The sequence below is a fragment of the Pontixanthobacter gangjinensis genome, from assembly GCF_009827545.1.
GTDB lineage: Bacteria > Pseudomonadota > Alphaproteobacteria > Sphingomonadales > Sphingomonadaceae > Pontixanthobacter > Pontixanthobacter gangjinensis.
The window spans coordinates 1718638-1744147 of sequence record NZ_WTYS01000001.1; the positions used below are offsets into that span (position 1 = coordinate 1718638).

Genomic DNA, 25510 nt, shown 5'->3' on the forward strand with positions numbered 1-25510 from the left:
GTTTCTGCGAGTTTAGACGCAGTAATTTGACAAGGGCCTGACCGCGATGAGCACCGAACCAATCGCCGAGACAATTGAACGCGAATCAATGCCATGCGACGTTGTGATCGTGGGGGGCGGGGTTGCAGGCCTCGCAGCAGCAATCCGGTTGAAGCAAATCAATGACGAAATCGAGGTCGTCGTCCTTGAAAAAGGCTCCGAAATTGGTGCCCACATTCTATCGGGTGCGGTGGTTGATCCCAAGTCGCTTGACGAGTTGCTGCCCAATTGGCGTGACATGGATTGCCCTATGGCGGAAACGCCGGTTACCGATAATTGGCACTGGGTTCTGACCAAAGGCGGGAAAACTTCGCTGCCGCATCTTATGATGCCGCCCTTCCTTTCCAACACCGGTAATTACACCGGATCGCTTGGCAATTTGACTCGCTGGCTGGCTGAGCAAGCTGAAGGCATGGGGGTGATGGTTTTTCCTGGCTTCCCTGCCGCCGAAGTAATGTTCAACGATGCAGGTGCGGTTACGGGTGTTATCACCCAAGATATGGGCGTGGCAGAGGATGGCTCGCATAAGCCCGATTTTCAGCCTGGTATGGAAATCGAGGCGAAATACACCTTTTTTGCTGAAGGCGTTCGCGGCAATCTGACCAAAATCATGAAGACCAAGTTCGACCTTGAGGCTGATTGTCAGCCGCAAGTCTATGGCCTGGGCATCAAAGAAGTTTGGGACATTGACCCTGAAAAGCATGAGCCTGGCCGGGTCATCCATACGCAGGGCTGGCCGCTGAGTGAAACCGGCACCAACGGCGGCGGGTTCCTGTATCATCAGGCCAATGGGCAAGTCGCATTGGGGCTGGTGACTTGGCTCAATTATGCGAACCCTTATGTTTCCCCCTATCAGGAATTCCAGCGGTGGAAGCATCACCCGCAAATCTCCGAAATCCTCGAAGGCGGCAAGCGCGTTGCTTACGGCGCGCGCGCGATCAATGATGGTGGCTGGCAGTCTGTGCCGAAACTGGCATTCCCGGGCGGCGCGTTGATTGGCTGTTCGGCTGGCTTCGTAAACGTCCCACGGATTAAGGGCAGCCACACCGCAATGAAAAGCGGCATGCTCGCGGCGGAAAGCGCCGCAGCGGCAATCGCCGCAGGTCATGAGAACACCGAACTGGCCGATTACGACGCAAATCTGCGCGATAGCTGGATTGCGACCGAATTGAAGAAAGTCAAAAACGTGCTTCCCGCGATGGAAAAGTTCGGCGACGATTTCGGCGTTATTCTTGGCGGCATCGATATGTGGATGCGAACGCTCAAGATCGGGCTGCCGATCACGATGGATCACACACCGGATTACAAATATCTGCAGCGCGCCGACCTGTATAAGCCGATTGATTACCCCAAGCCCGATGGCAAGTTGAGCTTTGACCGTCTGACGTCGGTTGCGTTCAGCTTCACCAATCACGCCGAAGATCAGCCGGTTCATTTGAAAGTCGCCGATCTCGAATTGCAAAGGCAGAGCGAACTTGGCGTCTATGCCGGGCCGTCAAACCGTTATTGCCCGGCTGGCGTATATGAATGGCTGGAGCAGGATGACGGAACGATGATGTTCCAGATCAACTCGCAAAATTGCGTCCATTGCAAAACTTGCGACATCAAGGATCCGAACCAGAACATCAACTGGACCACGCCCGAAGGCGGCGGCGGACCGAACTATCCGAATATGTGAGGAGCGTACGCAAACGACCAAATTGCACACGCAGGCGGATCTTTAATCTTGTTGGGTCATTCGAAGTTATCAAGGAGACAAGGGAGTGAGGCGAACCCGGCTAACATGGTTTGCGCTCGGAGCCCTGACGATATTGAGCGTCAGCATACTTGCGAAGATGCTTCTCGTTTCCGATGAACCGCGCCCGACTATCGCCGTCTTGGAGTTGATTGAGCCGGTCGAATCACGCGAGGGCTTTCGAAACGAGGACATGATTGCAAATGTCACAGGTGAACTAGCTCGCAATTGCGGCGCGACCTTCTTTAAAACAACGTTTCTATTCGATGACCATATCCCGACAATGGAAATAGCGATTATCCCAATAAATTCAGTAGCGATTGAGTGTATTTTGAAAGAGTCGAAGCGGCGGTCAATCCAGACAAGCATTATCTTTAGGCGGGCCAGTGAATCGCAAACTCGCTAGCGGCTTTATCACCGCTGACGATTGTCCGCTTTCCACCCCAACACAAGACAATCTCATTATTCGCGGCTAACGTATTTTTGTGACTTTCTCCGAAACCGCCTATGCCAAGATTAACCTTGCTCTGCATGTCCGCAGGCGGCGGGAGGATGGTTATCATGAGCTCGAAACTTTATTCGCCTTTGTTGATCGCGGGGATGTGCTGAGCGCGGCTTCGGCAGAGCAGGATATATTGACAGTCGCTGGAGAATTCGCTGCGCAACTAACTGATCCGTTTGATAATATAATCTCCAAGGCTATGTCCGCGCTGCCCCGTTCGGGCGGGTTGGCGATTGCTATGGAGAAAAACTTGCCGGTCGCCGCCGGTTTGGGCGGAGGGTCTGCTGATGCAGGGGCGGTGTTCCGAATTATCCGCGAGATGCATGGTGTGCCCGACGATTGGCGCGAGCGCGCGGCCAAGCTTGGCGCGGATGTTCCCGCTTGTGTCGAAAGCATCACTTGTATCGGGCGTGGAACCGGAACTGAATTGGAAGCGACAGAAAGCGATTTGGCCGGAACGCCCGTCTTGCTGGTCAATCCGCGTGTTCCGCTTGCCACAGGGCCGGTATTCAAGGCGTGGGATGGAATTGACCGAGGGCCAATGCCCGATGGCCCAGCCTCATTCATCGCCGCGCAGGGCCGCAATGATCTGGAAGCGCCTGCCATTCAATTGTGCCCTCCCATTGCTGAAGTGCTTGAAGCCCTGCGAGGGACAGGGGCGTTCTTGAGCCGTATGTCAGGCTCGGGGGCGACTTGCTTTGCGCTCTATCACTCCGAAAACGATTTAAATGAAGCCGCACGAGAAATCGCGTCTACATACCCTGATTGGTGGCAAATGTCTGGCAAATTGAGATAGAGAAAATCCGATGATGATCGATGAACTTCCTTATCGTCGCGTTGGCGAAGCAAAGCGCGGCGGGATCGTTTGCGTGGCTGACCATGCGTCGAATTTTGTGCCAGATGATGTGGTGCTCGGCATTCCGTCCGAGCTTTTGGACACGCATATCGCGGTAGATATTGGCACGAATGGCCTGGCTGACCGGATGGGGCGCCGCCATGGTATCGCGGCCCATATTGCCACCGTCAGCCGCCTCGTCTGCGATTTGCATCGCACAGAGGACGCGCTTGCAGTAGTCCCGACAGAGAGTGACGGGCATCTGATACCGGGCAATATCGGTGCGAATTTGGAGGTTCGGCTGGAGCGATTTCATCGGCCGTATCACACTGCGCTCGGGGAATGGCTGGATGAAGTTGAACCCGAACTTATCGTGGCATTGCATAGCTTTACACCCAAGCTTGAAAGCAAAGTCGAGGATCGTCCGTGGCAAGTTGCGTTGTTGTATAATCAAGATGATAGCGCCGCCCGCCATGCGATCCGGTTGTTTTCGGAAGAAGGCCTGACGGTCGGCGACAACCAGCCTTATTCGGGCAAACAATTGAACGCCACAATGGACCGCCATGCAGAGGCCAAGGGCCGCAAATATCTCACGCTTGAAATAAGGCAGGATCTGATCACCACCAAGGCGCAGCAGGCGCGCTGGGCAGGGCTGATTACCGATGTCACCAACCGGGTCGCACTGGCAATCAAGGGTGAAAGCTGACCCGCCTTCAATTAGTCTGTCGGCCCGCAATATGTCCACCAATATGGCCGCCTGAAGATTTTCTGTTTCAGTCGGGCCTTCTGCTAGGGTAGGATTGCTGCCAAGGCGGTTGTTCAAACCGTCAGACTGACCGGAGCCTATAATGCCGACCTATCGTTCCCGCACTACCACTCATGGCCGTAACATGGCCGGCGCACGCGGATTGTGGCGCGCAACGGGCATGAAGGATGGCGATTTCGGCAAGCCAATTATCGCTGTGGTCAACAGCTTTACCCAATTCGTGCCGGGCCATGTCCACCTTAAAGACCTTGGCCAATTGGTTGCGCGAGAGATCGAAGCATCGGGCGGAGTTGCCAAGGAATTCAATACTATAGCGGTCGATGATGGCATTGCGATGGGGCACGACGGCATGCTCTATTCTCTCCCCAGTCGCGATCTGATTTCGGACAGCGTTGAATATATGGTCAACGCCCACTGCGCCGATGCGATGGTGTGCATTTCCAATTGCGACAAAATTACCCCAGGTATGCTTAACGCGGCAATGCGGATCAACATTCCGGTGGTGTTCGTCTCTGGCGGGCCAATGGAGGCTGGCAAAGTCGTTTTGAATGGTCAAACCAAGGCAATCGATCTGGTCGATGCGATGGTCGCCGCCGCCGATGACAAATATACTGATGAAGAGGTCGAAGATATCGAACGCTCGGCTTGCCCTACATGCGGCAGCTGCTCCGGAATGTTCACCGCCAATTCGATGAATTGCCTGACCGAGGCGCTTGGCCTGTCGCTACCCGGTAACGGCTCAGTTTTGGCAACGCACTCCGACCGCAAAAGTCTGTTCGAGCGCGCCGGACGATTGATCGTAACCTTGGCCAAACGCTATTACGAAGAAGATGACGAAAGCGTACTACCACGCTCCATCGCCAGTTTCTCTGCATTTGAAAACGCAATGTCACTCGATATTACAATGGGTGGCTCGACAAACACCGTGTTGCATTTGCTCGCTGCAGCGCATGAAGCGGGAGTTGATTTCACTATGAAGGATATCGACCGGCTCAGTCGCCGTGTTCCTTGTCTATCCAAAGTCGCTCCGGCCAAAGACGACGTCCATATGGAGGACGTCCACCGAGCGGGCGGGATTATGTCGCTGCTGGGACAGCTTGACAATGCTGGCCTGCTCAACACAGCGCTGCCGACTGTGCACAGCCCGACAATGGCCGATGCGCTAGATGATTGGGACATCTCGCGCACCAGCAATCCGAAGGTCCATGAGTTCTTCAGTGCCGCACCGGGCGGGGTGCCGACTCAAACCGCGTTCAGCCAGTCGAGCCGCTGGGACAGCCTCGATCTCGACCGTAAAACGGGCGTAATCCGCAGTGCAGAGCATGCCTTCAGCAAAGATGGCGGGCTGGCGGTTCTGGCGGGCAATATCGCGCTCGATGGCTGCATCGTAAAGACTGCTGGCGTCGATGAATCGATTCTGAAATTCACTGGTCCGGCGCGGGTTTTCGAAAGTCAGGATGATGCGGTAACCGCGATCCTGACCGAACAGATTGCCGAGGGCGATGTGCTGGTAATCCGCTATGAAGGGCCCAAAGGCGGGCCGGGCATGCAGGAAATGCTATATCCGACCAGTTACCTCAAATCTAAGGGGCTAGGCGCGGCTTGTGCCTTGTTGACCGACGGGCGCTTTTCCGGCGGAACATCGGGTCTTTCGATTGGTCATGTGTCGCCAGAAGCGGCAGAGGGCGGCACCATTGCTCTTGTGGAAGAAGGGGACACAATCGCCATCGACATTCCGGGCAGAAAAATTTCATTAGCAATTTCCGATGATGAGCTGGCCAAACGCCGTGCAGCGATGGAGGCCAAGGGCGATGGCGCTTGGCGGCCTACAAAGGACCGGCCCCGCATGGTGTCGCAAGCCTTGCAAGCGTATGCCGCGATGACCACCAGTGCGGCACGCGGTGCGGTGCGCGATATTTCTCAGTTGAAGCGGGGTTGATAGCGATGTCAGCAAGATTCCTCGCGCTGCCAAGTTCGGTGGTACTGCTGGCCTCTTGTTCGGCAGATGTCGATCAACCGCAAGCAGAGGCAGGGGCCGAAACTATCGAATGTGCGTTGGGCGAGAGCGGAGATTTTTCCGCAACCTGTCAAGTTGAACGGGCCACTGCTGATGGTCTGAACTTGCTTGTGGTCCGCCACCCCGATGGCGGATTTCGCCGGTTCGAGCAGCTTACCGACGGACGCGGATTGGCCGAGGCAGATGGCGCGGAAATTCTGGTAAGATCACTCCAAGGCGATCTGTTAGAGGTGGCCATCGGGCCAGATCGCTACCGCTTCAAAGCGCAGAAGCAGAATGCGGATGCTGCGAGCGAGTGACCATATCCTGACCGTCCGCCAGATGCAGGCGGCGGAGCAGGCGCTCATTGATGCTGGCGGCACCAATGAGCAATTGATGCAGATTGCTGGTAAAGGCGCTGCCGAATGGGTCTGGCGGATTGCTGCAGGGCGCAGTGTGACCGTGTTGTGTGGGCCCGGCAACAATGGCGGCGATGGCTATGTTATTGCAGAGGTTTTGCGCCAACGCGGGTTGGTAGTGTCGGTAGTTGCACCCGCGGATCCGGTAAGCGCTGCCGCACAAAATGCCCGCGCATCCTATCACGGGCACATTCAGGACAATTACCGTAAGGCGCAGGCAGATATTCTGGTCGATTGCCTGTTTGGAACGGGCCTGTCTCGCGGCCTGTCCAATGAACTGGTGGAGATGCTGGAAGAACTCGCCTCATGGCATGATTTCGTCATTGCGGTCGATCTGCCTAGCGGCGTCGATTCGGATAATGGCGCGTTGCTCTCGGGTATACCGCATTATGATCTGACCATCGCGCTGGGGGCATGGAAATGGGCGCATTGGATAATGCCCGCCGCCCAATACATGGGAAGTCGGCAATTGGTACCTATTGGCATCGATGCATCGAATGAAGCAGATTTCACGACGCCGCGCTTGCTTTCCAAACCTCGGTTCGATGCCCCAAATGCTGCCGCGCATAAATATTCACGCGGCTTGGTTGCGATTGTCGCTGGCGATATGCCCGGGGCAGCGCAGCTCGCAGCGAAGGCGGCGATGCGTGGTGGTGCGGGATATGTGAAAATCCTGACCGGCGGACGACAATTAGATGCCCCAAGCGAGCTTGTGGTCGATTCGCGTCCGCTGAGCGAGGCGTTGTCAGACGAGCGTATATCTGCGCTTGTGGCAGGACCCGGCCTGGGCACTGGCGCACGTTCCCAGCAAGTCTTGGAAATTGTGCTAAATTGGCCTCGTGATATTCCCACTGTCCTCGATGCAGATGCGCTCAATTTAATTGGGAAGGTGGATTGGCCGCCGCCGTCCGAACGCACATTCGTTCTGACACCCCACTCTGGCGAGCTGGCGCAATTGCGAAGCGCCTTCGAACCTCCGGACACAAAGGGACCACTGGCCTCAAAAGTCCACCACACCATCGAACTTGATTGGATGACCGACGCTACGATTGTGGCGAAGGGGCCCGATACAATCATCTTCAATCGTGATCTGGGTATGGCAATCGCGCCGCCTGCATCCAGCTGGCTTTCGGTGGCCGGCACTGGCGATGTTCTCGCCGGAATAATCGCTAGCAGACTGGCGACAGGGGCCGATCCTTTTGTCGCAGCGTGTGACGGTGTTTGGCTGCATGGGCGAGCCGCGCGGCTTGCTGGAGGCATCACAGGCAAACCGTTTACCGCCTCCGAGCTTGCAGGAAGGGTCGCACAGGCCTACGCGGCGTGTCTGTGACCAATCCATCTGAAATAGTTCGTATTGCCGCGAAAGGCGACGGCTTGACCGCCGATGGGCGCCACGCGCCCGGTTCTGCGCCAGGTGACATATTGCTGCCCGATGGAACGCTGGAGCGCGGGCCGCATCATGTGACGCCGCCTTGCCGGCATTTCAGGAAATGCGGTGGATGTTCGTTGCAGCAATTGGACGAACAATCGCTGGCGGAATTCGTGACTTCTCGCGTTGTGAATGCGGCAGATGGGCAGGGCATCTCAATTGGCGAATTGCTGCCTGCGCATCTCTCGCCTTCCAAAAGCCGCCGCCGGGCGACACTGCATGCGGTCAATGGCGGCGGCAAAGCCTTGATCGGATTTCGCGAGGGGGGGTCACATAAGATTGTTGGCCTGACTGAATGCCATATTCTTGATGAGCGTTTGTTCTCGGTAGTTGATGCTCTGCGATCGATACTCGGGCGGCGCAAAGGCAAATATTCTTGCGACATTGAGCTGACTTTGACCGACCAAGGGGTTGATTGTTCAATCAAGAATTTGGCTATCGAAGGCCTTGAGCAAACCGAGGCAATGCTCGATTTCGCTCGCGATATGAGTCTGGCGCGGCTTACCGTCGATCAGGGATACGGGCCAGAGGCGATGTGGGAGCCGGAGCCTGTAACGATTACAATGTCGGGTGTTCCGGTCGGTTTTCCTAGTGGAGCCTTCTTGCAGGCAACGCCAGACGGGGAAGCGGTTCTGGCGGCTGATGCAGTCGCATGGCTTGATGGCGCAACAACCGTCGCCGATCTGTTTTCCGGCCTGGGTACATTTGCCTTTGCACTCGCCCCAAAAGCGAAAGTTCTGGCAGCAGAGGCTGCGCGCGATGCGCATATGGCCTGCTTGCTGGCCGCTCGATTTTCAGGCCGTCCGATCCATTCGATTCACCGTGATTTGTTTCGTGGACCATTGTTACCGCAAGAACTCAACGCATTTGGCGGGGTGTTGCTCGATCCCCCGCGTGCTGGTGCGCGTGACCAATGCGATCAATTGGCGCAAAGCACAACCGAGCGGGTGGTCTATATCAGCTGCAATCCATCAAGCTGGGCACGCGACGCAAAGCGATTGGTTGAAGGTGGATACCGGCTTGAGAAATTGCATCCTGTTGGCCAGTTCCGCTGGTCAAGCCACGTCGAGCTGGCGAGCTTGTTTGTACGCTAGGCGCGGCGCCTAGGATCGCAAGACTTCCAATATCTGCGCCTCTAGCCATTTCTGTGCATGTTGCTCGACATAAGCGTGACTAGCGCCTTCGCAAAAATAGGTGCTGCTTTCATCGATTAACCAATTGGACACAAATGCCTGCGCTGTCCGGTCATTTTTTGCGAGTAGGATGCGGCAGGCGAAACCGTTATATTTGCTGATGGCTTTCTGCATTTCCTGCGCCAATGCAGAATATTCCGATGCGCCGCCAGTAGCCTGCTTCAGCCCGCCGAATAGCTTGCGAAAGTTTACACCGCCGCGCAATAGGCGCATGATTTCTTTAGGGTTTTTCAATTTTGCGAGATAGCGTGCACGGAGCGCTGCCGGTGGCGGCGTCCCATCATCTTGCTCGATGGTCCAAGGGTTGGACAGGATCAACCCGTCGCATTCTGCGCCGCCAGCCAGCATTAATGCGCTGGCCGCATCGCAATTTCCGAAACCGACCACGCGGTCCATTTGCGGATTGATTGCGCGAAAAGCGTCTAATGCGGCGCTGATATCTTTCGCACTCCGGCGGAACCCGCGGTTCTCGCCGTCGCTGTCGCCGATGCCTCGGCGGTCAAACCGGAAGACTGGGAAGCCCGCACTGGCAATACGCGCCGCTATATCTGCTTGGCCGGAGAAAGCGCCTGAGCGGATTTCATTGCCGCCCGATACGATAAGTAAGCCGGTTTTGCCTGGGGCGGTATCGAGAGTTCCTGCCAGCGTATATTGCTGGCATTCAAAGGTCAGGTGCAGTCTGCTCATGCCTCTGCAAGCCCCACTGCAATGATCGCGGCAATTGCATCTGCCTGTTCGTGGTCTTCATCGGGCTCTGCACGTAACCACAAACCGCCGCCGCCAACCATTTCTTGGTTGATGTCAAAATAGCCAGCAGATGTCGGGGTAGCCGGTGTCGGGGCGACTGAGAGGGCGGCAAACATATCAGCACCCAATTCCCAACCCGCAAGAGTGATGCCTGCTTCTTTGGCTCGCAGTTCCAATCCGCCAATTGTTTCGTCTTGGCCAGCCTCGCGCGATGCGATGGTTCTTGCTCTGAGCATGGAGCGGATTAGTTTTTGACCTCCAGCCGGGGCGTAGCGCCATCCGGGAATATCATGTGGGGCAAACAAGGCGCCGCTCCGCATTGTCAAAACATGGGTTGCCCCGAAATATTTGGCGCAGGCTTTGGTCGCTTCTTTCCAACTGACAAGGTTTTGCTCGCGCAGCGCGGCAGGGCTCTCGTTGCAGCCGGGCAAATCGGGTAAAATTGAATCAATTCCGGACAAATCCAAACGCCGCATGATTTCAACCGTTAGCCTGCGTAGCTTGTTCGCTTCGTCAAATAATGCGGGCAATATCAACAATCGGTGAACACGATTCTGGTCAAATGCGAGGGCGCACTCGTCGCTGGTTGCGCCACCGGGCAAGGGCGCGGGCCAAGTTGAGAAGCTGCGCAAAATCAGTTCTCTATTGCTTTGGCCTCGGCAAAGGCGAGCAGCCCGCCATAGGTTTCGAGCATTTCGCCATCAACATCATCATCTTCGATAATGATGTTCATCCTATCTTCCATTTCGGTTAGCAATCCCGCGACTGCCATTGAATCTAGCTCTGGAAGATGTCCGAAAAGGCCAGTGTCATTAGCAAAGGTTTCGACTTCATCCGCATCGAGGCCGAGTACGTCGCAGAGGATCGAACGCAGCTGCGTATCAAGCACATGTCGGCTAGGCGCAAGATCACCTACCGCGGCGCTACCTGGCATCTCTTCCTTATCGGAAGAGGTGATTTGTAAACCGTTAATCTCGGGCTCGCCAATCATGCGCGTGCTTTCCCTTGGAAGTGCGGCGCTGCCCTTAGCTTTGTGAGGCAATTGGTGCAAGTCGCACAAACAGGCGCTTTGTAAGCGATGGCCATGCTTTAGGTTGCCTGGGGTCAAGGCAATCAATTCGGTAACGCGGGCGATCCACCTCCATCCAGTCGGATTTATACGGGTCGTTGCCAGTGCCGTAATCAATAGTTGTGACCCTATCGATATCGATCACATGTTCAAACAGGGCAGCGCTTAATGTGGTCCCAGCAGATAGGGCAGAATGTTCCTCAAGATGCGCAAGCTTGTGAATGTAAGCCGTATTGCGGTCTACAGTCCAAAATTGGGCCGCGACGGCTTTTCCCTTATGGTGGGCCAAAGCGAGACGGATACGGCCCGCAGCGCCTTCACTGCGCGCAAAATTGCGAAGCAATTCGGGCTTTCCTTCCTCAGGCTTCCAGCTGCTCTGGTAGATAGCTTCATAGGTTGCCCAAGCATCAGGATCGAAACGATTGAGAATTTCGATCTCAACCTTCTTCATTTTGCGTTTGAGCGTTGCCCGCATCTGTCCGCTCCGCGTTTCCCAATATTCAGAAAAGCTGCGTCCGTTTACCTCTAAAATATGATTGTGGTCGCATCGTTCTTTCTTGATCGACCACCCCGCTGCCGAAAAAGCGGCTTGAAGCGAAACCAGTTCAGCGCTTTCGCCTTTAATGGGCCACATGGTGACACGGTGCGTCCTTGAGCGAAGGTCCTGTGCAAGTGCGACAAGCAAATCGTGCCGCCCCAAGCAAATCGGCGCCCAGCTGAAGCTGTACCAATTTGTCAGCGATTCGAGCCTACCACGGCTTGCTGTGAGTATGAGCGCGGCATGGTCATCGCCGTCGCTAGCAAGAATCACAACAGGTTTGGCCCCTGCGTCTTCTAATAGTTTGAACCAGCTGGTTCGCTCGAAAGGAGAAACAGCATCCTCTTTAATCGCCCCTTGCAGAACGTTAACTGTGTCGTGATAGCTGATGCTTACCAACGATGCTGTTTCCTTTTGCGGAGCGTAAATGCCCACTGTGACTAATCCCGATACCTTATCGCGAGCCAAACCGCTCGACCATCTCGCCGAATGTGGAGGGGATGATAGCCCGGCTTTGGTGCTTCGCAACCACACGCTTAGCTTCAAGGACTTAAGGGACCGTGTCGCGCGGCTTAGTGGTTGGTTAAGAGATCGCGTGCCACAGCAAGGGGCACGGGTTGCAAGCTGGGCTGCAAAGAATGAGCTTACCTGCCTAATGCCGCTCGCCGCGGCGCGGGCAGGGCTAGTCCACGTTCCTATCAATCCACTGTTGAAGCACAGTCAGGCGGCACATATTCTCGCCGATAGCGGCTCGGTGCTTTTGCTGGCAACAAAGGCACGGCTAGCATCGCTTGAGGAGGGAGATCTGCCGCCCGGATGTCTCGTGATTGACGAAAATGCTGTGTTGGAAGCGCTCGATAGCGTCGCTGACCCGCTTTCTCCGAGCGAGAATAACACGGACGCGTTGTGCGCCATTCTCTATACCAGCGGATCGACCGGACGCCCCAAGGGTGTGATGCTCAGCCATGCAAATTTGTGGTTGGGGGCGGAAAGCGTCGCCCATTATCTTGGCATGGGGAACGATGACGTTACACTCGGTGTCCTGCCGCTCTCTTTCGATTACGGCCAGAATCAATTGTTCAGCACATGGTTCGCCGGTGGTTGTGTGGTTCCGCTCGACTATCTTTTTCCCCGCGATGTCGTTCGGGCCTGCGCGAAATATGGTGTGACCACACTCGCTGCCGTTCCTCCGCTTTGGGTGCAACTTACCGAAGTGGATTGGCCAGAAGAATCGTCATCGCCTTTGCGCAGATTGACCAACAGCGGCGGCGCGCTAACCGAGGATTTGGTTGCCGATTTACGCAATATTTTTCCGCAGGCTCGCCTATTTCCGATGTACGGCCTGACTGAGGCGTTTCGTTCGACTTTTCTCGATCCAGATCTGGTCGAGAGTCACCCAACTTCCATGGGCAAGGCCATTCCTCATGCCGAAATTATGGTAATTGGCAATGATGGCAATCCGAGCGAAACAGGCGAAGAAGGCGAGCTGGTCCACTGCGGGCCATTGGTCGCGCAAGGATATTGGCAAGATCCTGAACGCACTGCGGAACGGTTCAAACCCGCTCCCGTGGAGTCGAAATATGGCGGTATCGCCGTTTGGTCGGGTGACCGGGTGAAGCGCGCCGCTGATGGCTTGCTCTATTTCGTTGGGCGGCGCGATGCGATGATCAAGAGCGCTGGCAATCGTATCAGCCCTCAGGAAATCGAAGACGCCGCTAGGGCGACTGGCCTTGTGGCTGAGGCGGTCGCCTTAGGGATCGCCGATGAACGACTCGGCCATTCTATCCATTTGGTGGTTCGCGCGGCGCAGGATGCGGACAACCCGCAAGAGGCGTTACCCAAAGCTTTAGCCAAGGAACTCCCCAATTTCATGCAGCCTCATGTAATCCATTGGCGCGGCAAAATGCCGCTTAACCCCAATGGAAAGCTGGACAGGACCGCGCTTAAGCGGGAGATAGAGGCATGAAAGCTGTTGGCCCGATCCCCGCTGGTTATGAGACGAAGGACGGTCAATTGGCAGTCGGCGGCAAGACAGCGCGACAGCTGGTGGAACGAGCCGGACGGACCCCTGCCTTCGTCTATTCACGCGATCATTTGACGAATCGGGTCGCGGCGTTGAGAGCAGCAATGCCCAAGCGGCTTGGAATAAATTACGCAATCAAAGCAAACCCGTTTGCGCCAGTTTTAGGCCATATGGCGGGATTGGTTGACGGGTTTGACATTGCCTCGGGCGGCGAGCTAGCGCTGGCTATTGCGGCGGGCTTGGACCCTTCCAAGATAAGTTTTGCTGGACCAGGCAAACGCGATGCCGAATTGGAAGCCGCCATTCGTAAAGGCGTAACGCTCAATCTGGAATCGGAAAACGAAGCGCGCCGAGCCTTGGCTATTGGCGAGCGACTTCAGTTCGCCCCCAAATTGGCGATCCGTGTTAATCCGAGCTTTGAATTGCGCGGATCGGGTATGAAAATGGGTGGCGGAGCAAAGCCGTTCGGGATTGATCAGGACCGTGTGCCGGACCTGGCACGGCAGATATTGGAAAGCGGAGCTGAGTGGCGCGGCCTCCACATCTTCACCGGCAGTCAGGCGCTTGGCGCGGACGCATTGATCGAAGCGCAAGCTAATGTGCTTGAGCTGGCCGATCAATTGGCACGCGATATCGGGGGACCCTTACCTAAACTTAATATGGGTGGCGGTTTCGGCATTCCTTATTTTAATAAGGACAGGCCGGTTGATGTTGCCAGCATCGGTGAGGCATTGGAGGCGCGTTTTGCGGATTTGCCTGCGTCTTTGGCCGATACCGATCTGTGCATCGAACTTGGCCGTTATCTAGTTGGCGAAGCGGGTGTGTACTTGACTGAAATTGTCGACCGGAAGGAGAGTTATGGGGAGACTTTTCTGGTTTGTGATGGCGGCTTGCACCATCAACTGGCTGCATCGGGTAATTTCGGAACAGTAGTTCGGCGCAATTACCCTTCTGCAATTGCCACAAAATTTGCCGAGGAAGCTGTCGAAATCGTCGATATTGTAGGGTGCCTGTGCACTCCGCTCGACCGGTTGGCTGATAAAGCTCATTTGCCCCGTGCAGATGTCGGTGACTTGGTCGCCGTATTTTGCGCTGGAGCCTATGGCGCAACCGCATCGCCATCAGCGTTTCTGGGCCAGGGTCCAGCTGCGGAGATTCTGATTTAACGTTTTGTTTCAACCTGTCCCGCTTTGGGACTTGGTCATACTAAACAACCGGAAACCCGAAAAGGCTAACGGTATATTCACCCTTTTTGACCAGTAAGCATTCCTGAACCCGCGGGTGCGTTGGATCAGGTAGCTCCTGCTCTGCGCTTCAAAGCCCGCATAACGTCCCAATTTGATGGGAAGGAATGCGCATCGATGCCCAATATTAAGTTCTCAATTTTGCTAGCCGGCAGCGCTTTGGGCGTAATCGCACTTTCGGGCTGCGCGACGACCAGCGGACCACAGCTTCCGCCAGCAACTTACAGCGCCCTTCAAGAGGGCCCAGGTGAAGAATACATCATCGGGGCCGGAGACGAGCTGACCATCCATGTCTGGCGCAATCCTGAACTGGGTGCCGAAAAAATTCAGGTTCGTCCTGATGGCCGCATCACCACGCCGCTGGTTACAGATATGCCAGCAGTCGGAAAAACCCCAACAATGTTGGCGCAGGACATTCGCCTGCAATTGTCCGAATTTATTGAGGACCCTCTGGTATCAGTAATCGTGACCGAATTTGTCGGTACACCTAATCAGCAAATTCGCGTGATCGGCGCGACCGAAAAGCCGGCATCACTGTCGTATCGCGCAAACATGACGTTGCTTGACGCAATGATCGCAGTTGGCGGCCTGTCGGAATTTGCGTCTGGTAATCGGGCCAAGCTTATCCGTTTCGACAAGTCAAAAGGGCGGCAGGAAGAATATTCCCTGCGCCTCGGCGATCTGCTGAAGAAGGGTGATAGCCGCGCCAATGTCCTGCTGATGCCGGGTGATGTAATCATCATCCCGGAAAGCATGTTCTGAGGGATCGGCTGATACAATGAACGAAGTTTTCGAAGATCTCCGAGCAGCGATTTTTTCGGTCTGGCAGCGCCGCTGGCTAGCCTTGGCTGTCGCTTGGGGTGTGTGTCTGTTCGGTTGGTTGGTGGTCGCCATGATCCCCAATGCCTACGAGTCTCAGGCGCGTATCTATGTGCAACTGGAAGACGTTCTGGCCGAACAAATCGGTATCAAGGGCGGTGCAGAACGCGATATTACTCGCGTCCGGCAAACACTTTCCAGCGCAGTAAACCTCGAAAAGGTCATTCGTTCGACCAAACTCGGTGAGAAAATCGCTACCCAGCGCGATATGGATAATGCGATTACGACGCTGACCAAGAATGTATCAGTCAAAAGTGAGGAAGATAATCTCTTCGAGCTTTCCGCCGAAATTGGCGATGGAGATTTGTCCGATTCAGAGAATGCCGAATTGGCGCAAGCTGTTGTCCAAAAACTGATCGATATCTTTCGTGAAGAGAACATAGCAGGCAATCGCGGTGAAGTTGCAGGAACTCTTGTGTTCCTCGACGAGCAGCTTGAAGCGCGCAAGCGCGAACTCGAAGACGCTGAACAGAAGCGTTTGGCTTTCGAAGCCGAGCATCCCGATCTGATCGGTGGTTCCGGCACTTTGGCAAACAAGCGAGCGATGATGCGCTCCGACCTGCGTGATGTAGAAGCTGATCTCGCGGCGGCGCAAAGCGCATTGGCCGCGATCAATGGGCAGCTTGCGGGTACGCCCCAAACGGTTCCTGGAGTGGGTCGTTCAGGCGGAGCGCGGTCTGCATTGGCAGAAGCGCAAGGTCGGCTGGCTTCTTTGCAAGCGCGGGGTCTAACAGACAGCCACCCTGACATTATCGCGCTCAACAAGCAGATTACATTACTTAAAAGTCAAGCGGCGGGAGAGAATCCCAATGTCGCCGGGACGTCAAATCCAGCTTACAGCGCGCTTCAGTCAATCAAAGCTGAACGTCAGGCTAATGTTCAATCGTTGGCATCGCGGCAGGCTGCCCTGCAGTCAGAACTTACGGCGCTGATGGCAAGTCAAGCCAGCGAACCAGCTGTTGCCGCGGAGGCAAGCCGGATCAGTCGTGATTATGAAGTGCTCAAGGACAATTATGACGAATTGCTACAAGACCGCGAAGAAATGAAGCTGCGCGGTCAGGTGGAGAATGAGCGTAGCTCTTTCAAATTTGAGGTAATCGATCCTCCAACGACACCGCGCACACCGTCCGCTCCTAACCGTCCACTACTATTGATCGGCGTGTTGCTAGCTGGCCTTGCAGCAGGTGCTGGAACCGCATTCGCCATTGGCCAACTTCGTTCGACCTTCGCGACAACAGCCAAGCTTGAGCGTTCGCTCGGCCTCCCGGTTCTCGGCGCGATCTCGCAAACCATGACCGACACCGCACGTCAGGTTCGCACCAAACGGATGAGAATGTTCTTCGGCGCCTCTGCCGCGCTTGGGGGCATGTGTGTGGTTCTGTTGGCGGTTGAATTCGTCCAGCGCGGCATGGTGGCTTGAGGAACAGGATATGACAGAACAAAGCAAAATCCCGCTTCCTGGCGACAAAGACTCGAAGGATAGCTCGCTTTTCGAAAGAGCAAGCGGTGCATTTGGCTTCGACCCATTCAAGGCAAGCCCGATAAAGGGTAAACTGCCCGAGCGGGAACTGAAGCGTGCCAAAGTGCGTCAGGTGGACAAGAAAGCGATCGACGCCGCGGCTGAAGAGCCAGCCGCTGATACGTCTGCGCGGCGTAGCCTGCCTGCCGTTCCATCGGAATATCAGCCTGAGCAATCTTCTCAGTCCAACCTTCCGTCACCAGTTCGTCCATCCGAAATAGTAGTCGAGCAGGACTTCGGTGCGGTTGCGCTGGCAGGTAAGAAATTCCCTGTAGATCGCCAACATTTACGCGAACAGGGTCTGATTGTTCCTGAAGGGACGGTCACAGGTTTGATCGAAGAATTTCGCATTGTGAAACGTCAGTTGATCAAAGCTGCAAAAGAGCGTGGAACCGCAAAATCGCGCCGGGTGCTGATCTGTTCACCGCATCCCGGTGAAGGCAAGACTTTCTGCGCGACCAACCTCGCCATCGCGATGGCGGCAGAGCGCGATAGCGAAGTGCTGCTGATCGACGGAGACTTCGCTAAACCTTCGATCCTGTCGACTTTGGGCCTGCCCAAGGGACCCGGGTTTATGGACTGCCTTGCAGACGATTCGATCAAGCCAGAGGACATGGTGATTGGCACCGATATCCCCGGACTGTGGGTGCTGCCGTCGGGCAGCCAGACCAATTCAGACAGCGAGTATTTGTCGAGCGTACGCACTGGAGAAGTGCTCGACCGGCTGACCATAGGCGCACCAAATCGTATGGTGATTTTCGATACTCCTCCTGCTTTGTCTGCCTCTCCGGCAGCTGAGTTGGCCAAATATGTCGGGCAAGCCTTGATTGTCGTGCGAGCGGATAAGACCGGACAAAGCGCGCTGGAAGATGCGTGCCAGCTGCTCGCCGCCTGTCCAGATATCAAATTGTTACTCAACGCAGCACAATTCAGCCCGAGCGGAAGAAATTTTGGCTCTTATTATGGATATGGGGAATAACCCATCATGAAACGCACACAAACCAGCTTCACGGCTTTGGCATTCGCGCTCGCCACTATTGGCATCACAATTCCCGCCTTTGCGCAGGATTCGGACGGCGCTGATGATCAGGGTGAATCCTCTGGGAGCGGAGGCCGTGCGGTGTCGGTCCAGCCTTATATCGAAGTATCACAAATTGCGATTGCAGAGCTGTCACCTGGCGATGAAGTGACGACATACACCCAGCTTGCAGCAGGTGTGGAAGCATCAATCACTGGTCGCAACAATGGCGGGTCGGTGTCGCTGAGATATGATAAGAATATCGGTTACGGGGACAACGCGCTAAATAGTGATACTGTCACAGGTATTGCGCGCGCTTATGCTTCGATTGTGCCGCAAACTTTAACCGTTGATGCAGGCGCCTTGGCGTCTCGCACACGGGTTGATGGTACAGGCGGTGCGACAGTCAATCCGCTTCTGGGCGACACAGCAGAAAGCCAGATTTATTCTGCCTATGCCGGACCAACTTTGAGCACGAGAGCTGGCGACGTCGCGGTCAATGCGAATTACCGCATTGGGTACACCCGTGTCGAAACCCCCGATGTGCTGGCCACAGCAGTGGGTGCAGAACCAGTTGATATTTTCGACGATAGTGTCTCGCAAAGCGCTGCGATCAGCCTTGCCACAAGCCCTGGCGAACCTTTGCCCGTTGGAGTTGGCATTCACGCTGGCTGGAATCAGGAAGATGTGTCTAATCTCGATCAGCGCGTCCGCGATTTGTACGTCCGCGGCGACGTCCAAGTTCCCGTGACTGATAGTCTCGCGCTGGTCGCCGGCGTGGGATACGAAGATGTCGAAGTGTCGAGCCGCGATGCCTTGCGCGATGGTGCAGGTGACCCAGTGATCGGCGCTGACGGGCGGTATGTGACCGACACAAGCCAGCCGCGCCAATTAGCTTACGACGTATCGGGTTTAATCTGGGATGCAGGCGTGATTTGGCGCCCAAGTTCGCGGACATTATTAGATGCGAGAGTCGGCCGCCGGTATGATTCGACCAGCTATTATGGAAGCTTCGCCTATGCCCCGAACAAGCGCAGTTCGTTGAACGTATCAGTTTACGATACCATTTCGGGCTTCGGTAACCAACTTAACACTGCGCTCGCCAATCTGCCGACAGAGTTTACCGCAACGCGCAATGCGTTGTCTGGCGACCTGAACGGCTGTGTTGCGGGTGAAGAAGGCGCAGCCTGTCTCGGCGGTGTGCTTGGTTCGGTTCGGTCATCGGTATTTCGTTCGCGCGGTGTTACAGCCAGTTACTCGACGAAGCTGGGACGGCTTTCGACCGGTCTTGGCGTAGGCTATGACCGCCGAAAATTCCTGGCAGCCCCGGGTACCGTACTAGGTGCGGCCAACGGCGTGACTGACGAGAGTTACTATGTCGCGGCCTTCGTTTCTGGGAATGTCGATGCCAATTCGACCTTCACCACAAACGCTTATTACAACTACTTCAGCAGCGGGTTTGACCTTGCCGGCGAGGTTTCTGCGTTGGGTGCTTCGGCAGCCTATAATCGCAATCTGACATCACGCCTTTCAGCCCGCGCAGCCATCGCGATAGACAGCATCGATAGCGATGTGTCCGACGCAGACTTCACCGCAGCATCGGCCCTGGTCGGCCTTCGCTACGGCTTCTGACCCAAGGGGATAGACAGATGTTTGATGATTTTTATGGACTGACCGGGCGACCGTTCCAGCTAACCCCCGATCCGAATTTCTATTTCGAGAGTGCTACCCACCGTAAAGCCCTGTCCTATCTCGGATACGGCATGGCACAGAGTGAAGGCTTTATCGTTATCACGGGCGAAGTGGGCGCGGGTAAATCGACGCTTGTGGCGCATTTGATGCAAAAGATTGACCGCGAACAAATGACCGTTGGTCAGGTCGTGACCAGCAATCTTGACGGCGAAGAACTTGTCCATGTCGTCGCGCAAAGTTTTGGCTTGGAGGTGCAGGGCCATGACAAGGCATCTGCATTGGGCGCGATTGAGAATTTCTTGCACGAAGAAGCGCGCGAAGGGCGCCGCACTTTGCTGATCGTAGATGAGTCCCAAAACCTGTCTGTTGAGGCGCTGGAAGAACTGCGCATGCTGTCCAATTTTCAGCTGGGTTCTCATCCATTGCTGCAATTGTTGTTGCTGGGTCAGCCTGAATTCAAGCAAGTCTTGGCGGAACATTCCGAGCTCGAACAGCTTCGCCAGCGTGTCATCGCCGCACATCATCTTCAGTCGATGGAGCCGAGCGAAATCGAACCCTATATCAAGCACCGTCTTGAATGCGTCGGCTGGACCGGCAATCCTGATTTTGATCAGCGTGTATTCGCTGGGTTATATGAAGCAACCCGGGGTATCCCACGCCGTGTCAACCAAGTGGTGACCCGTCTGTTGCTGCTGGGCGCAGTGGAGCAACGCACTCGCATCGACAACGCCATGCTGACCGCTGTGTTAGATGAAATGAAGGGGGATAGCGCGTTTCCCGAGGCAGCACCCAAGCCAATGGAAAAGCTCGCACCGGCCCCTGCGCCAGGTCCGATCAAGCACGTTGCCGAACCCAGATTGGATCAAGCCAAGCTTGAAGAGATTTTGGCGGAGCGTGACAACCAGATTGCCGAATTGCAGCAAGCCGTGGTCGAGCTATCCCGCGCGGTTGAAGGCCAGCCGACCGGCAGCAACTTGTCCGAAGATGCATTGGCGCGGATAGCCAGCTTTGAACGCAAGCTGGAGGAGCAAGAGCGCGGCGTGCGTAATGTGTTGGCGATGCTGATCGAATGGATGGAAAGCGGGCAACAATCTCGCGAAGCTGCGTAAGGCTGGCGTAATGGAATATTCGCCGATAGAAAAAGATAAGGGCCAGCCCTCCAAGCTCGTCAATGGCCTTTCGGTTGATGTTGAGGATTGGTTTCAGGTTGGCGCGTTCGAGAATGTCATTGACCGCGATGATTGGGATGGTCTCGCGCTACGTGTCGAGGACAACGTCCTGCGCATCCTCGATCTGTTTGCGGCCGCTGACGTAAAGGCCACCTTCTTCACGCTGGGATGGGTCGCTAAACGGCATGGCTCGTTAATGCGCAAGATTGTCGAAGCGGGTCATGAACTGGCCAGCCACGGGTACGACCATGCGCGTGTTTTCAATTTTGACCGCAAGGAATTCGGCGAAGACATTCGTATTGCTCGTGAAATATTGGAAGACAGTACGGGCGCAAAAATTACTGGATACCGCGCACCAAGCTTCTCGATCGATCAGCGTACACCATGGGCCTATATGGAACTGGCAGAGCAAGGCTATGCCTATTCCAGCAGCGTCGCACCCATTGCGCATGACCATTATGGCTGGCGCGAGGCACCTCGCTTTGCGTTCAAGCCGCTTCCATGGTCGGATCTTGTCGAAATTCCAGTGACCACAGCCATTCTTGGTGGCCGCCGCGTTGCCGCTGGGGGCGGCGGGTTCTTCCGCGTTTTGCCTTATGCATTTTCTCGCTGGGCGATTCGACAGGTCAATCGCGAAGAGCAGCGCCCAGCCGTTTTCTATTTTCATCCATGGGAAATTGATCCGGACCAACCACGCGTGCCCGGTGCGCCGCTGAAATCGCGTGTGAGGCATTACACCAATTTGAAGAAAATGGCACCGAAGCTAACTGAATTGATCAACGAGTTCGCTTGGGGCCGGATGGATATGCTCGCTCACCGACAAGCAGAGTTCGCGCAGGAACTGGCAGCATGAACGCTCCCTTCCCCCTAAGCGCCGAAACGGTTTCACAGGTTGATTTGCGTGATCCAAGCGAGATTGCCCGGATTGAGAGCTTTGTCGCCGAAATGGGCGGCACCGTGTTTCACCGTCCCAAATGGCTGCGCGCCATCGAAAGAGGAACCGGCCAAAAAGCTGCCGGATTGGTTGCCGAAAAATGCGGTAGTCTCACTGGCTGGTTGCCGCTTAATGAAGTGCATTCGCCCCTATTTGGCAGGGCATTGGTTTCGAGTGGGTTTGCGGTTGGCGGGGGGCCTTTGGTAAGTAACAGCAAGACGGCCGAACGATTATGCCTCGCCGCCGAAGAATTGGCGATGCGGAAATCTTGCAGCGAAGTAGAATTGCGCGGCGGAGACGCTCCAGCGCATTGGCGAAGCTGGGAGGACAGCCACTGCGGATTTGTCCGTGATCTGGCGGTCGATGATGAGACTCAGCTAGCCGATATCCCCCGGAAGCAACGCGCCGAAATCCGGAAAAGCTTGGCACTCGATTTGGAAGTGAGCGTTGGCAGCGGTGAGAGTGACTGTGCGGCGCATTACGCCGTCTACTGCGAAAGCGTTCGCAATCTGGGCACGCCAGTGTTTCCGCGCGCTCTATTTGATGCCGTGCTTGATGAATTTGGCGACCACGCCGACATTCTGACAATTCGTCATGAAGGTGTTCCAATTGCCAGCGTTTTATCGCTTTATCATGGCGGTGACGTATTGCCTTATTGGGGTGGCGGTATCTTCGCAGCGCGACAGCTTCGCGCAAATGAACGGATGTATTTCGAACTGATGCTGCACGCTCGCAAAAAGGGATGCGAACGCTTTGACTTTGGCCGTTCCAAGACCGGCAGCGGGCCTTTCAGTTACAAGAAGAACTGGGGTTTCGAGCCTGAGCCGCTACGCTATTCAAGCTGGACTGCGCCGGGCCAGGCGCCGCGCAATATCAACCCGAATAACGATGCCTATTCAGCCAAGATTGATATTTGGAAGCGGCTTCCATTGCCAATTGCCAATTTCGTTGGTCCATTAATTTCCAAGGGGCTGGCATGATGGGAGATATTTTATTCCTCGCGCACCGGATGCCTTTCCCGCCTGATCGCGGTGACAAAATCCGGTCTTACAATTTGCTCAAAGCACTGACTGATTTGGCCCCCGTACACGTAGGTTGTTTCGGAGATACGCCTGGCGATTTTGAACATGAAAGCGAGTTGGCTGCTGTCTGCGCAAGCTACGCATTACTGCCGAGAAAAAAGTCGATGGTGCGCGCCGGGGCGGAGGCCGTTTTAAGCGGAAAGCCGGTGAGTTTAACCGCTTTCGAAGATGTGAAGCTTGCTCATTGGGTCGAGCGCACCATCACCGAAAAGAACATCCAGACCATTTTCGTATTTTCCGGTCAGATGGGGCAATATGTTCCTGCCGATTTTCACGGGCGGGTGATTGTTGATCTGTGCGATGTCGATTCAGCCAAGTTCGAAGCCTACGCCAAAGACGGTTCGGCTCCGCGCAGTTGGATTGATGCACGCGAAGGCAAATTGCTTGCGTCAGTCGAAGATCGCTTGGCCCAGCGCGCTGACCACACTCTGCTTGTCAGCGATGCCGAGGCGGATTTGTTTCGAAGTCGCGTTAAGAACACATTGACTTGCAATATTTCTGTCGTGCGTAACGGGATCGACACCATCTTTTTTGATCCGCAAAACATCGTCCCGCAGGGCGAGTTCGCCGCGAATAACGGGCCCAATCTCGTATTCACCGGACAGATGGATTACGCCCCCAACATAGCGGCTGCCGAACGGGTAATGGATCGGTTGTTGCCAAAAATTCGCGACCGCTTTCCGGGCGCAATTTTCCACTTGGTTGGCCGCGCTCCGGTCGCACGGCTTACGCGCCGCGATGGCGAGCCTGGCATTCGTGTGTGGGGTGAAGTTCCAGATGTGCGCCCGTTTCTTGCCGCGGCGGATTTGGTTGTCGCGCCATTGGAGATCGCCCGCGGAGTGCAAAACAAAGTGCTGGAAGCCATGGCGATGGCGCGCCCTGTGCTGCTGTCTCCAGAGGCTGCTACTGGAATTGACGCGACCGACGGCAAGCATTTCGCCATCGGCTGCGACGATGCTGATCTGATTTTAAAGGCGGTTGCGTTACTTGGCGATGGACCAGCATCGTTGATTATGGCTGCGGCGGCGAGGCGCTACGTGTCAGAACATCAGGGTTGGAGCGCGATGCTTCGGCCTTTGGTCGAGATTTGCGGTTATGACGCAAGCGAAGCCGACCGCAATGCCGCTTGATATTCCGGTCTCTAATGTCCTGGCCGAGCACTTGACTGTTCGCATTCCGCTCCATTGGCGGAATTCATTACTGCGTCTTGCGTTAGCTGCTGTTGCGATTCTGGCGCTGACCTATCGCGACTGGCTTGCGATGTTTGACCAGTGGTGGAACATTTCCACTTATAACCATATTCTATTGGTGCCGCTGATCATAGGCTGGCTGGTTTACGCTCGCCGGGATGGGCTTGCGACGATTAATCCGCAGGCGTGGTGGCCTGGATTGTTGCCCCTCGCCGGGGCCCTGCTTCTGTGGCTGCTTGGGACGATGGCCGGGGTCAACAGCGCCAGCCAGCTCGGTGCAGTATTGGCCCTACAATCAGCTATTATTGCGGTTCTGGGCGCGCGTGTTGCAGTCGCGAGCCTGTTCCCGCTCGCGTATATGATCTTCCTTGTGCCGTTTGGTGAGGAATTGGTTCCTTCGCTACAAATGATCACTGCCAAACTTGTGATCTGGTTGACCGAATGGAGCGGAATTCCCGCCATAATCGATGGCGTGTTTATCGATACTCCAGCCGGCTTGTTCGAAGTGGCTGAGGCCTGCTCAGGGGTCAAGTTCCTGGTTGCAATGGTCGCGCTTGGTGTACTCGTCGCCTACACATGCTTCAAACAATGGGGACGCCGCGCTGCTTTTATGGCTGGGGCAATAGCGCTTCCGATTCTGGCCAACGGCGTGCGGGCTTGGGGCACAATCTATATTGCTCAGTCACAGGGTATCGAGTTTGCTGAAGGTTTCGACCATGTGTTTTACGGCTGGGTGTTCTTTGCTCTAGTCGTTGGCGCGCTGTTGGCGGTCTCATGGCGCTGGTTTGACCGCGACCCAGAAGATATTGGAGTAGATTTCCCGAATATTGATGAGCGCAAGTGGTTCCAAATTGTTGACCGGTGGACAATCGGAATAAACAAGATGGCGGTCAGCGTCTTCGTGCTGCTGGCAAGCGTCGCAATCTGGAATGCCATGGCTTCCCGGGTTGAAGCTTCGATACCTACAGAAATTGTTATGCCAATGGTCAGTGGCTGGACGCTGGTCGATTACACACCGGTCGTGACTTGGAAGCCGAAAGCCAGCGGTGCAGATCATCGTCTGCTTGGCCGCTACCGAAGCGAAAGCGGGCGAGAAGTCGATGTGTTCTTTGCGCTTTACGCAGCGCAGGAAGAGGGACGGGAAGCTAGCGCATTTGGCGAAGGAGCGTTTGACCCCAGCTCTGATTGGCGTTGGCTCGAACCCGCCAGCACCGTTCCGTATGCCAAGGCGGATTATCTGCTTGCTTACGGTCAGCACAAGCGTTTGGTTGCCACGACATATAGGGTTGGAGATTTGCTAACTGGGAGCGCGATTAAGTTGAAGCTCGCCAATATGCGTGACCGCTTGCTACTCAATCCTGCGCCGACAATGATGCTAGTTCTCTCAGCAGAACAGAAAGACGGCGGCGATATGGAAGCCAGTCTCAATGACTTTAGAAAGTCGATTGGTGATGAAGGCGAATGGATGGACCGCATCGCGGCTCTGCGTTAG

At 55.5% G+C, this 25510-nt stretch carries 22 protein-coding genes; 18 read left to right on the forward strand and 4 right to left on the reverse strand.

Annotated features, from left to right (window positions below):
* Nucleotides 1-46 precede the first annotated feature (46 nt).
* The 7 genes from GRI36_RS08115 to GRI36_RS08145 all read left to right on the forward strand — a co-directional run bounded on the left by GRI36_RS08115 (nt 47) and on the right by GRI36_RS08145 (nt 8815).
* Nucleotides 47-1717, forward strand: a complete 1671-nt coding sequence (locus tag GRI36_RS08115; RefSeq protein ID WP_235902201.1) for an electron transfer flavoprotein-ubiquinone oxidoreductase — start codon at nt 47-49, stop codon at nt 1715-1717.
* A gap of 542 nt (nt 1718-2259) precedes the next feature.
* On the forward strand, nt 2260-3072 hold the full coding sequence (locus tag GRI36_RS08120) for a 4-(cytidine 5'-diphospho)-2-C-methyl-D-erythritol kinase (RefSeq protein WP_160598003.1): 813 nt from the start codon (nt 2260-2262) through the stop codon (nt 3070-3072).
* Between the two features lie 13 nt (nt 3073-3085).
* Nucleotides 3086-3817, forward strand: coding sequence for an N-formylglutamate amidohydrolase (locus GRI36_RS08125; protein WP_160599136.1), 732 nt, complete (start codon nt 3086-3088; stop codon nt 3815-3817).
* A gap of 142 nt (nt 3818-3959) precedes the next feature.
* On the forward strand, nt 3960-5816 hold the full coding sequence (ilvD, locus tag GRI36_RS08130; protein WP_160598004.1) for a dihydroxy-acid dehydratase: 1857 nt from the start codon (nt 3960-3962) through the stop codon (nt 5814-5816).
* A 5-nt stretch (nt 5817-5821) separates the two neighbouring features.
* The gene (locus tag GRI36_RS08135; RefSeq protein ID WP_160598005.1) at nt 5822-6193 is read left to right on the forward strand and encodes a hypothetical protein; all 372 of its coding nucleotides are present in this window, start codon (nt 5822-5824) and stop codon (nt 6191-6193) included.
* Nucleotides 6171-7622 carry an NAD(P)H-hydrate dehydratase gene (locus GRI36_RS08140; RefSeq protein ID WP_235902202.1) on the forward strand — a complete coding sequence of 484 codons (1452 nt, stop codon included), beginning with the start codon at nt 6171-6173 and terminating at the stop codon, nt 7620-7622. The genes GRI36_RS08135 and GRI36_RS08140 overlap by 23 nt, the downstream gene beginning before the upstream one ends.
* Entirely contained in the window at nt 7619-8815 is a 1197-nt protein-coding gene (locus tag GRI36_RS08145) for a class I SAM-dependent RNA methyltransferase (protein WP_160598006.1), read from the forward strand. The genes GRI36_RS08140 and GRI36_RS08145 overlap by 4 nt, the downstream gene beginning before the upstream one ends.
* A gap of 9 nt (nt 8816-8824) precedes the next feature.
* Here the strand turns inward: GRI36_RS08145 and GRI36_RS08150 are convergent, their stop codons facing one another.
* From GRI36_RS08150 to GRI36_RS13865, 4 genes are all read right to left on the reverse strand, one after another.
* On the reverse strand, nt 8825-9601 hold the full coding sequence (locus GRI36_RS08150) for a hydrolase 1, exosortase A system-associated (RefSeq protein WP_160598007.1): 777 nt from the start codon (nt 9599-9601) through the stop codon (nt 8825-8827).
* Nucleotides 9598-10293 (reverse strand): alpha/beta hydrolase family protein, encoded by a 696-nt coding sequence (locus tag GRI36_RS08155; RefSeq protein ID WP_160598008.1) that lies wholly within the window; start codon nt 10291-10293, stop codon nt 9598-9600. Before GRI36_RS08155 ends, GRI36_RS08150 begins: the two co-directional genes overlap by 4 nt.
* A 2-nt stretch (nt 10294-10295) precedes the next feature.
* Nucleotides 10296-10595, reverse strand: coding sequence for an acyl carrier protein (locus GRI36_RS08160; protein WP_160599138.1), 300 nt, complete (start codon nt 10593-10595; stop codon nt 10296-10298).
* 91 nt (nt 10596-10686) lie between these two features.
* The gene (locus tag GRI36_RS13865; RefSeq protein WP_235902203.1) at nt 10687-11667 is read right to left on the reverse strand and encodes a GNAT family N-acetyltransferase; all 981 of its coding nucleotides are present in this window, start codon (nt 11665-11667) and stop codon (nt 10687-10689) included.
* A gap of 28 nt (nt 11668-11695) precedes the next feature.
* Here GRI36_RS13865 and GRI36_RS08170 point away from each other — a divergent pair, with 28 nt between their 5' ends.
* From GRI36_RS08170 to xrtA, 11 genes are all read left to right on the forward strand, one after another.
* Nucleotides 11696-13234: an acyl-CoA ligase (AMP-forming), exosortase A system-associated gene (locus GRI36_RS08170; RefSeq protein ID WP_160598009.1), complete on the forward strand. Its 1539-nt coding sequence runs from the start codon at nt 11696-11698 to the stop codon at nt 13232-13234.
* Complete coding sequence (locus GRI36_RS08175; protein WP_160598010.1) at nt 13231-14457, forward strand: pyridoxal-dependent decarboxylase, exosortase A system-associated; 1227 nt, start codon at nt 13231-13233, stop codon at nt 14455-14457. The genes GRI36_RS08170 and GRI36_RS08175 overlap by 4 nt, the downstream gene beginning before the upstream one ends.
* Before the next feature lie 195 nt (nt 14458-14652).
* Nucleotides 14653-15297, forward strand: a complete 645-nt coding sequence (locus tag GRI36_RS08180) for an XrtA/PEP-CTERM system exopolysaccharide export protein (protein ID WP_160598011.1) — start codon at nt 14653-14655, stop codon at nt 15295-15297.
* A 16-nt stretch (nt 15298-15313) separates the two neighbouring features.
* The gene (locus tag GRI36_RS08185; protein WP_160598012.1) at nt 15314-16834 is read left to right on the forward strand and encodes an XrtA system polysaccharide chain length determinant; all 1521 of its coding nucleotides are present in this window, start codon (nt 15314-15316) and stop codon (nt 16832-16834) included.
* Nucleotides 16835-16844: 10 nt separating this feature from the next.
* A complete protein-coding gene (locus GRI36_RS08190) occupies nt 16845-17912 on the forward strand; it encodes a P-loop NTPase family protein (protein WP_160598013.1) in 1068 nt (355 codons plus the stop codon).
* Between the two features lie 6 nt (nt 17913-17918).
* The gene (locus tag GRI36_RS08195; RefSeq protein WP_160598014.1) at nt 17919-19583 is read left to right on the forward strand and encodes a preprotein translocase subunit YajC; all 1665 of its coding nucleotides are present in this window, start codon (nt 17919-17921) and stop codon (nt 19581-19583) included.
* A gap of 17 nt (nt 19584-19600) precedes the next feature.
* The gene (locus tag GRI36_RS08200) at nt 19601-20752 is read left to right on the forward strand and encodes an XrtA/PEP-CTERM system-associated ATPase (RefSeq protein WP_160598015.1); all 1152 of its coding nucleotides are present in this window, start codon (nt 19601-19603) and stop codon (nt 20750-20752) included.
* A 10-nt stretch (nt 20753-20762) separates the two neighbouring features.
* Entirely contained in the window at nt 20763-21665 is a 903-nt protein-coding gene (locus GRI36_RS08205; RefSeq protein ID WP_160598016.1) for an XrtA system polysaccharide deacetylase, read from the forward strand.
* Entirely contained in the window at nt 21662-22726 is a 1065-nt protein-coding gene (locus tag GRI36_RS08210; protein WP_160598017.1) for a FemAB family XrtA/PEP-CTERM system-associated protein, read from the forward strand. The genes GRI36_RS08205 and GRI36_RS08210 overlap by 4 nt, the downstream gene beginning before the upstream one ends.
* Nucleotides 22723-23958: a TIGR03087 family PEP-CTERM/XrtA system glycosyltransferase gene (locus GRI36_RS08215; RefSeq protein ID WP_328598365.1), complete on the forward strand. Its 1236-nt coding sequence runs from the start codon at nt 22723-22725 to the stop codon at nt 23956-23958. Before GRI36_RS08210 ends, GRI36_RS08215 begins: the two co-directional genes overlap by 4 nt.
* Nucleotides 23924-25510 (forward strand): exosortase A, encoded by a 1587-nt coding sequence (gene xrtA, locus GRI36_RS08220; protein WP_160598018.1) that lies wholly within the window; start codon nt 23924-23926, stop codon nt 25508-25510. Before GRI36_RS08215 ends, xrtA begins: the two co-directional genes overlap by 35 nt.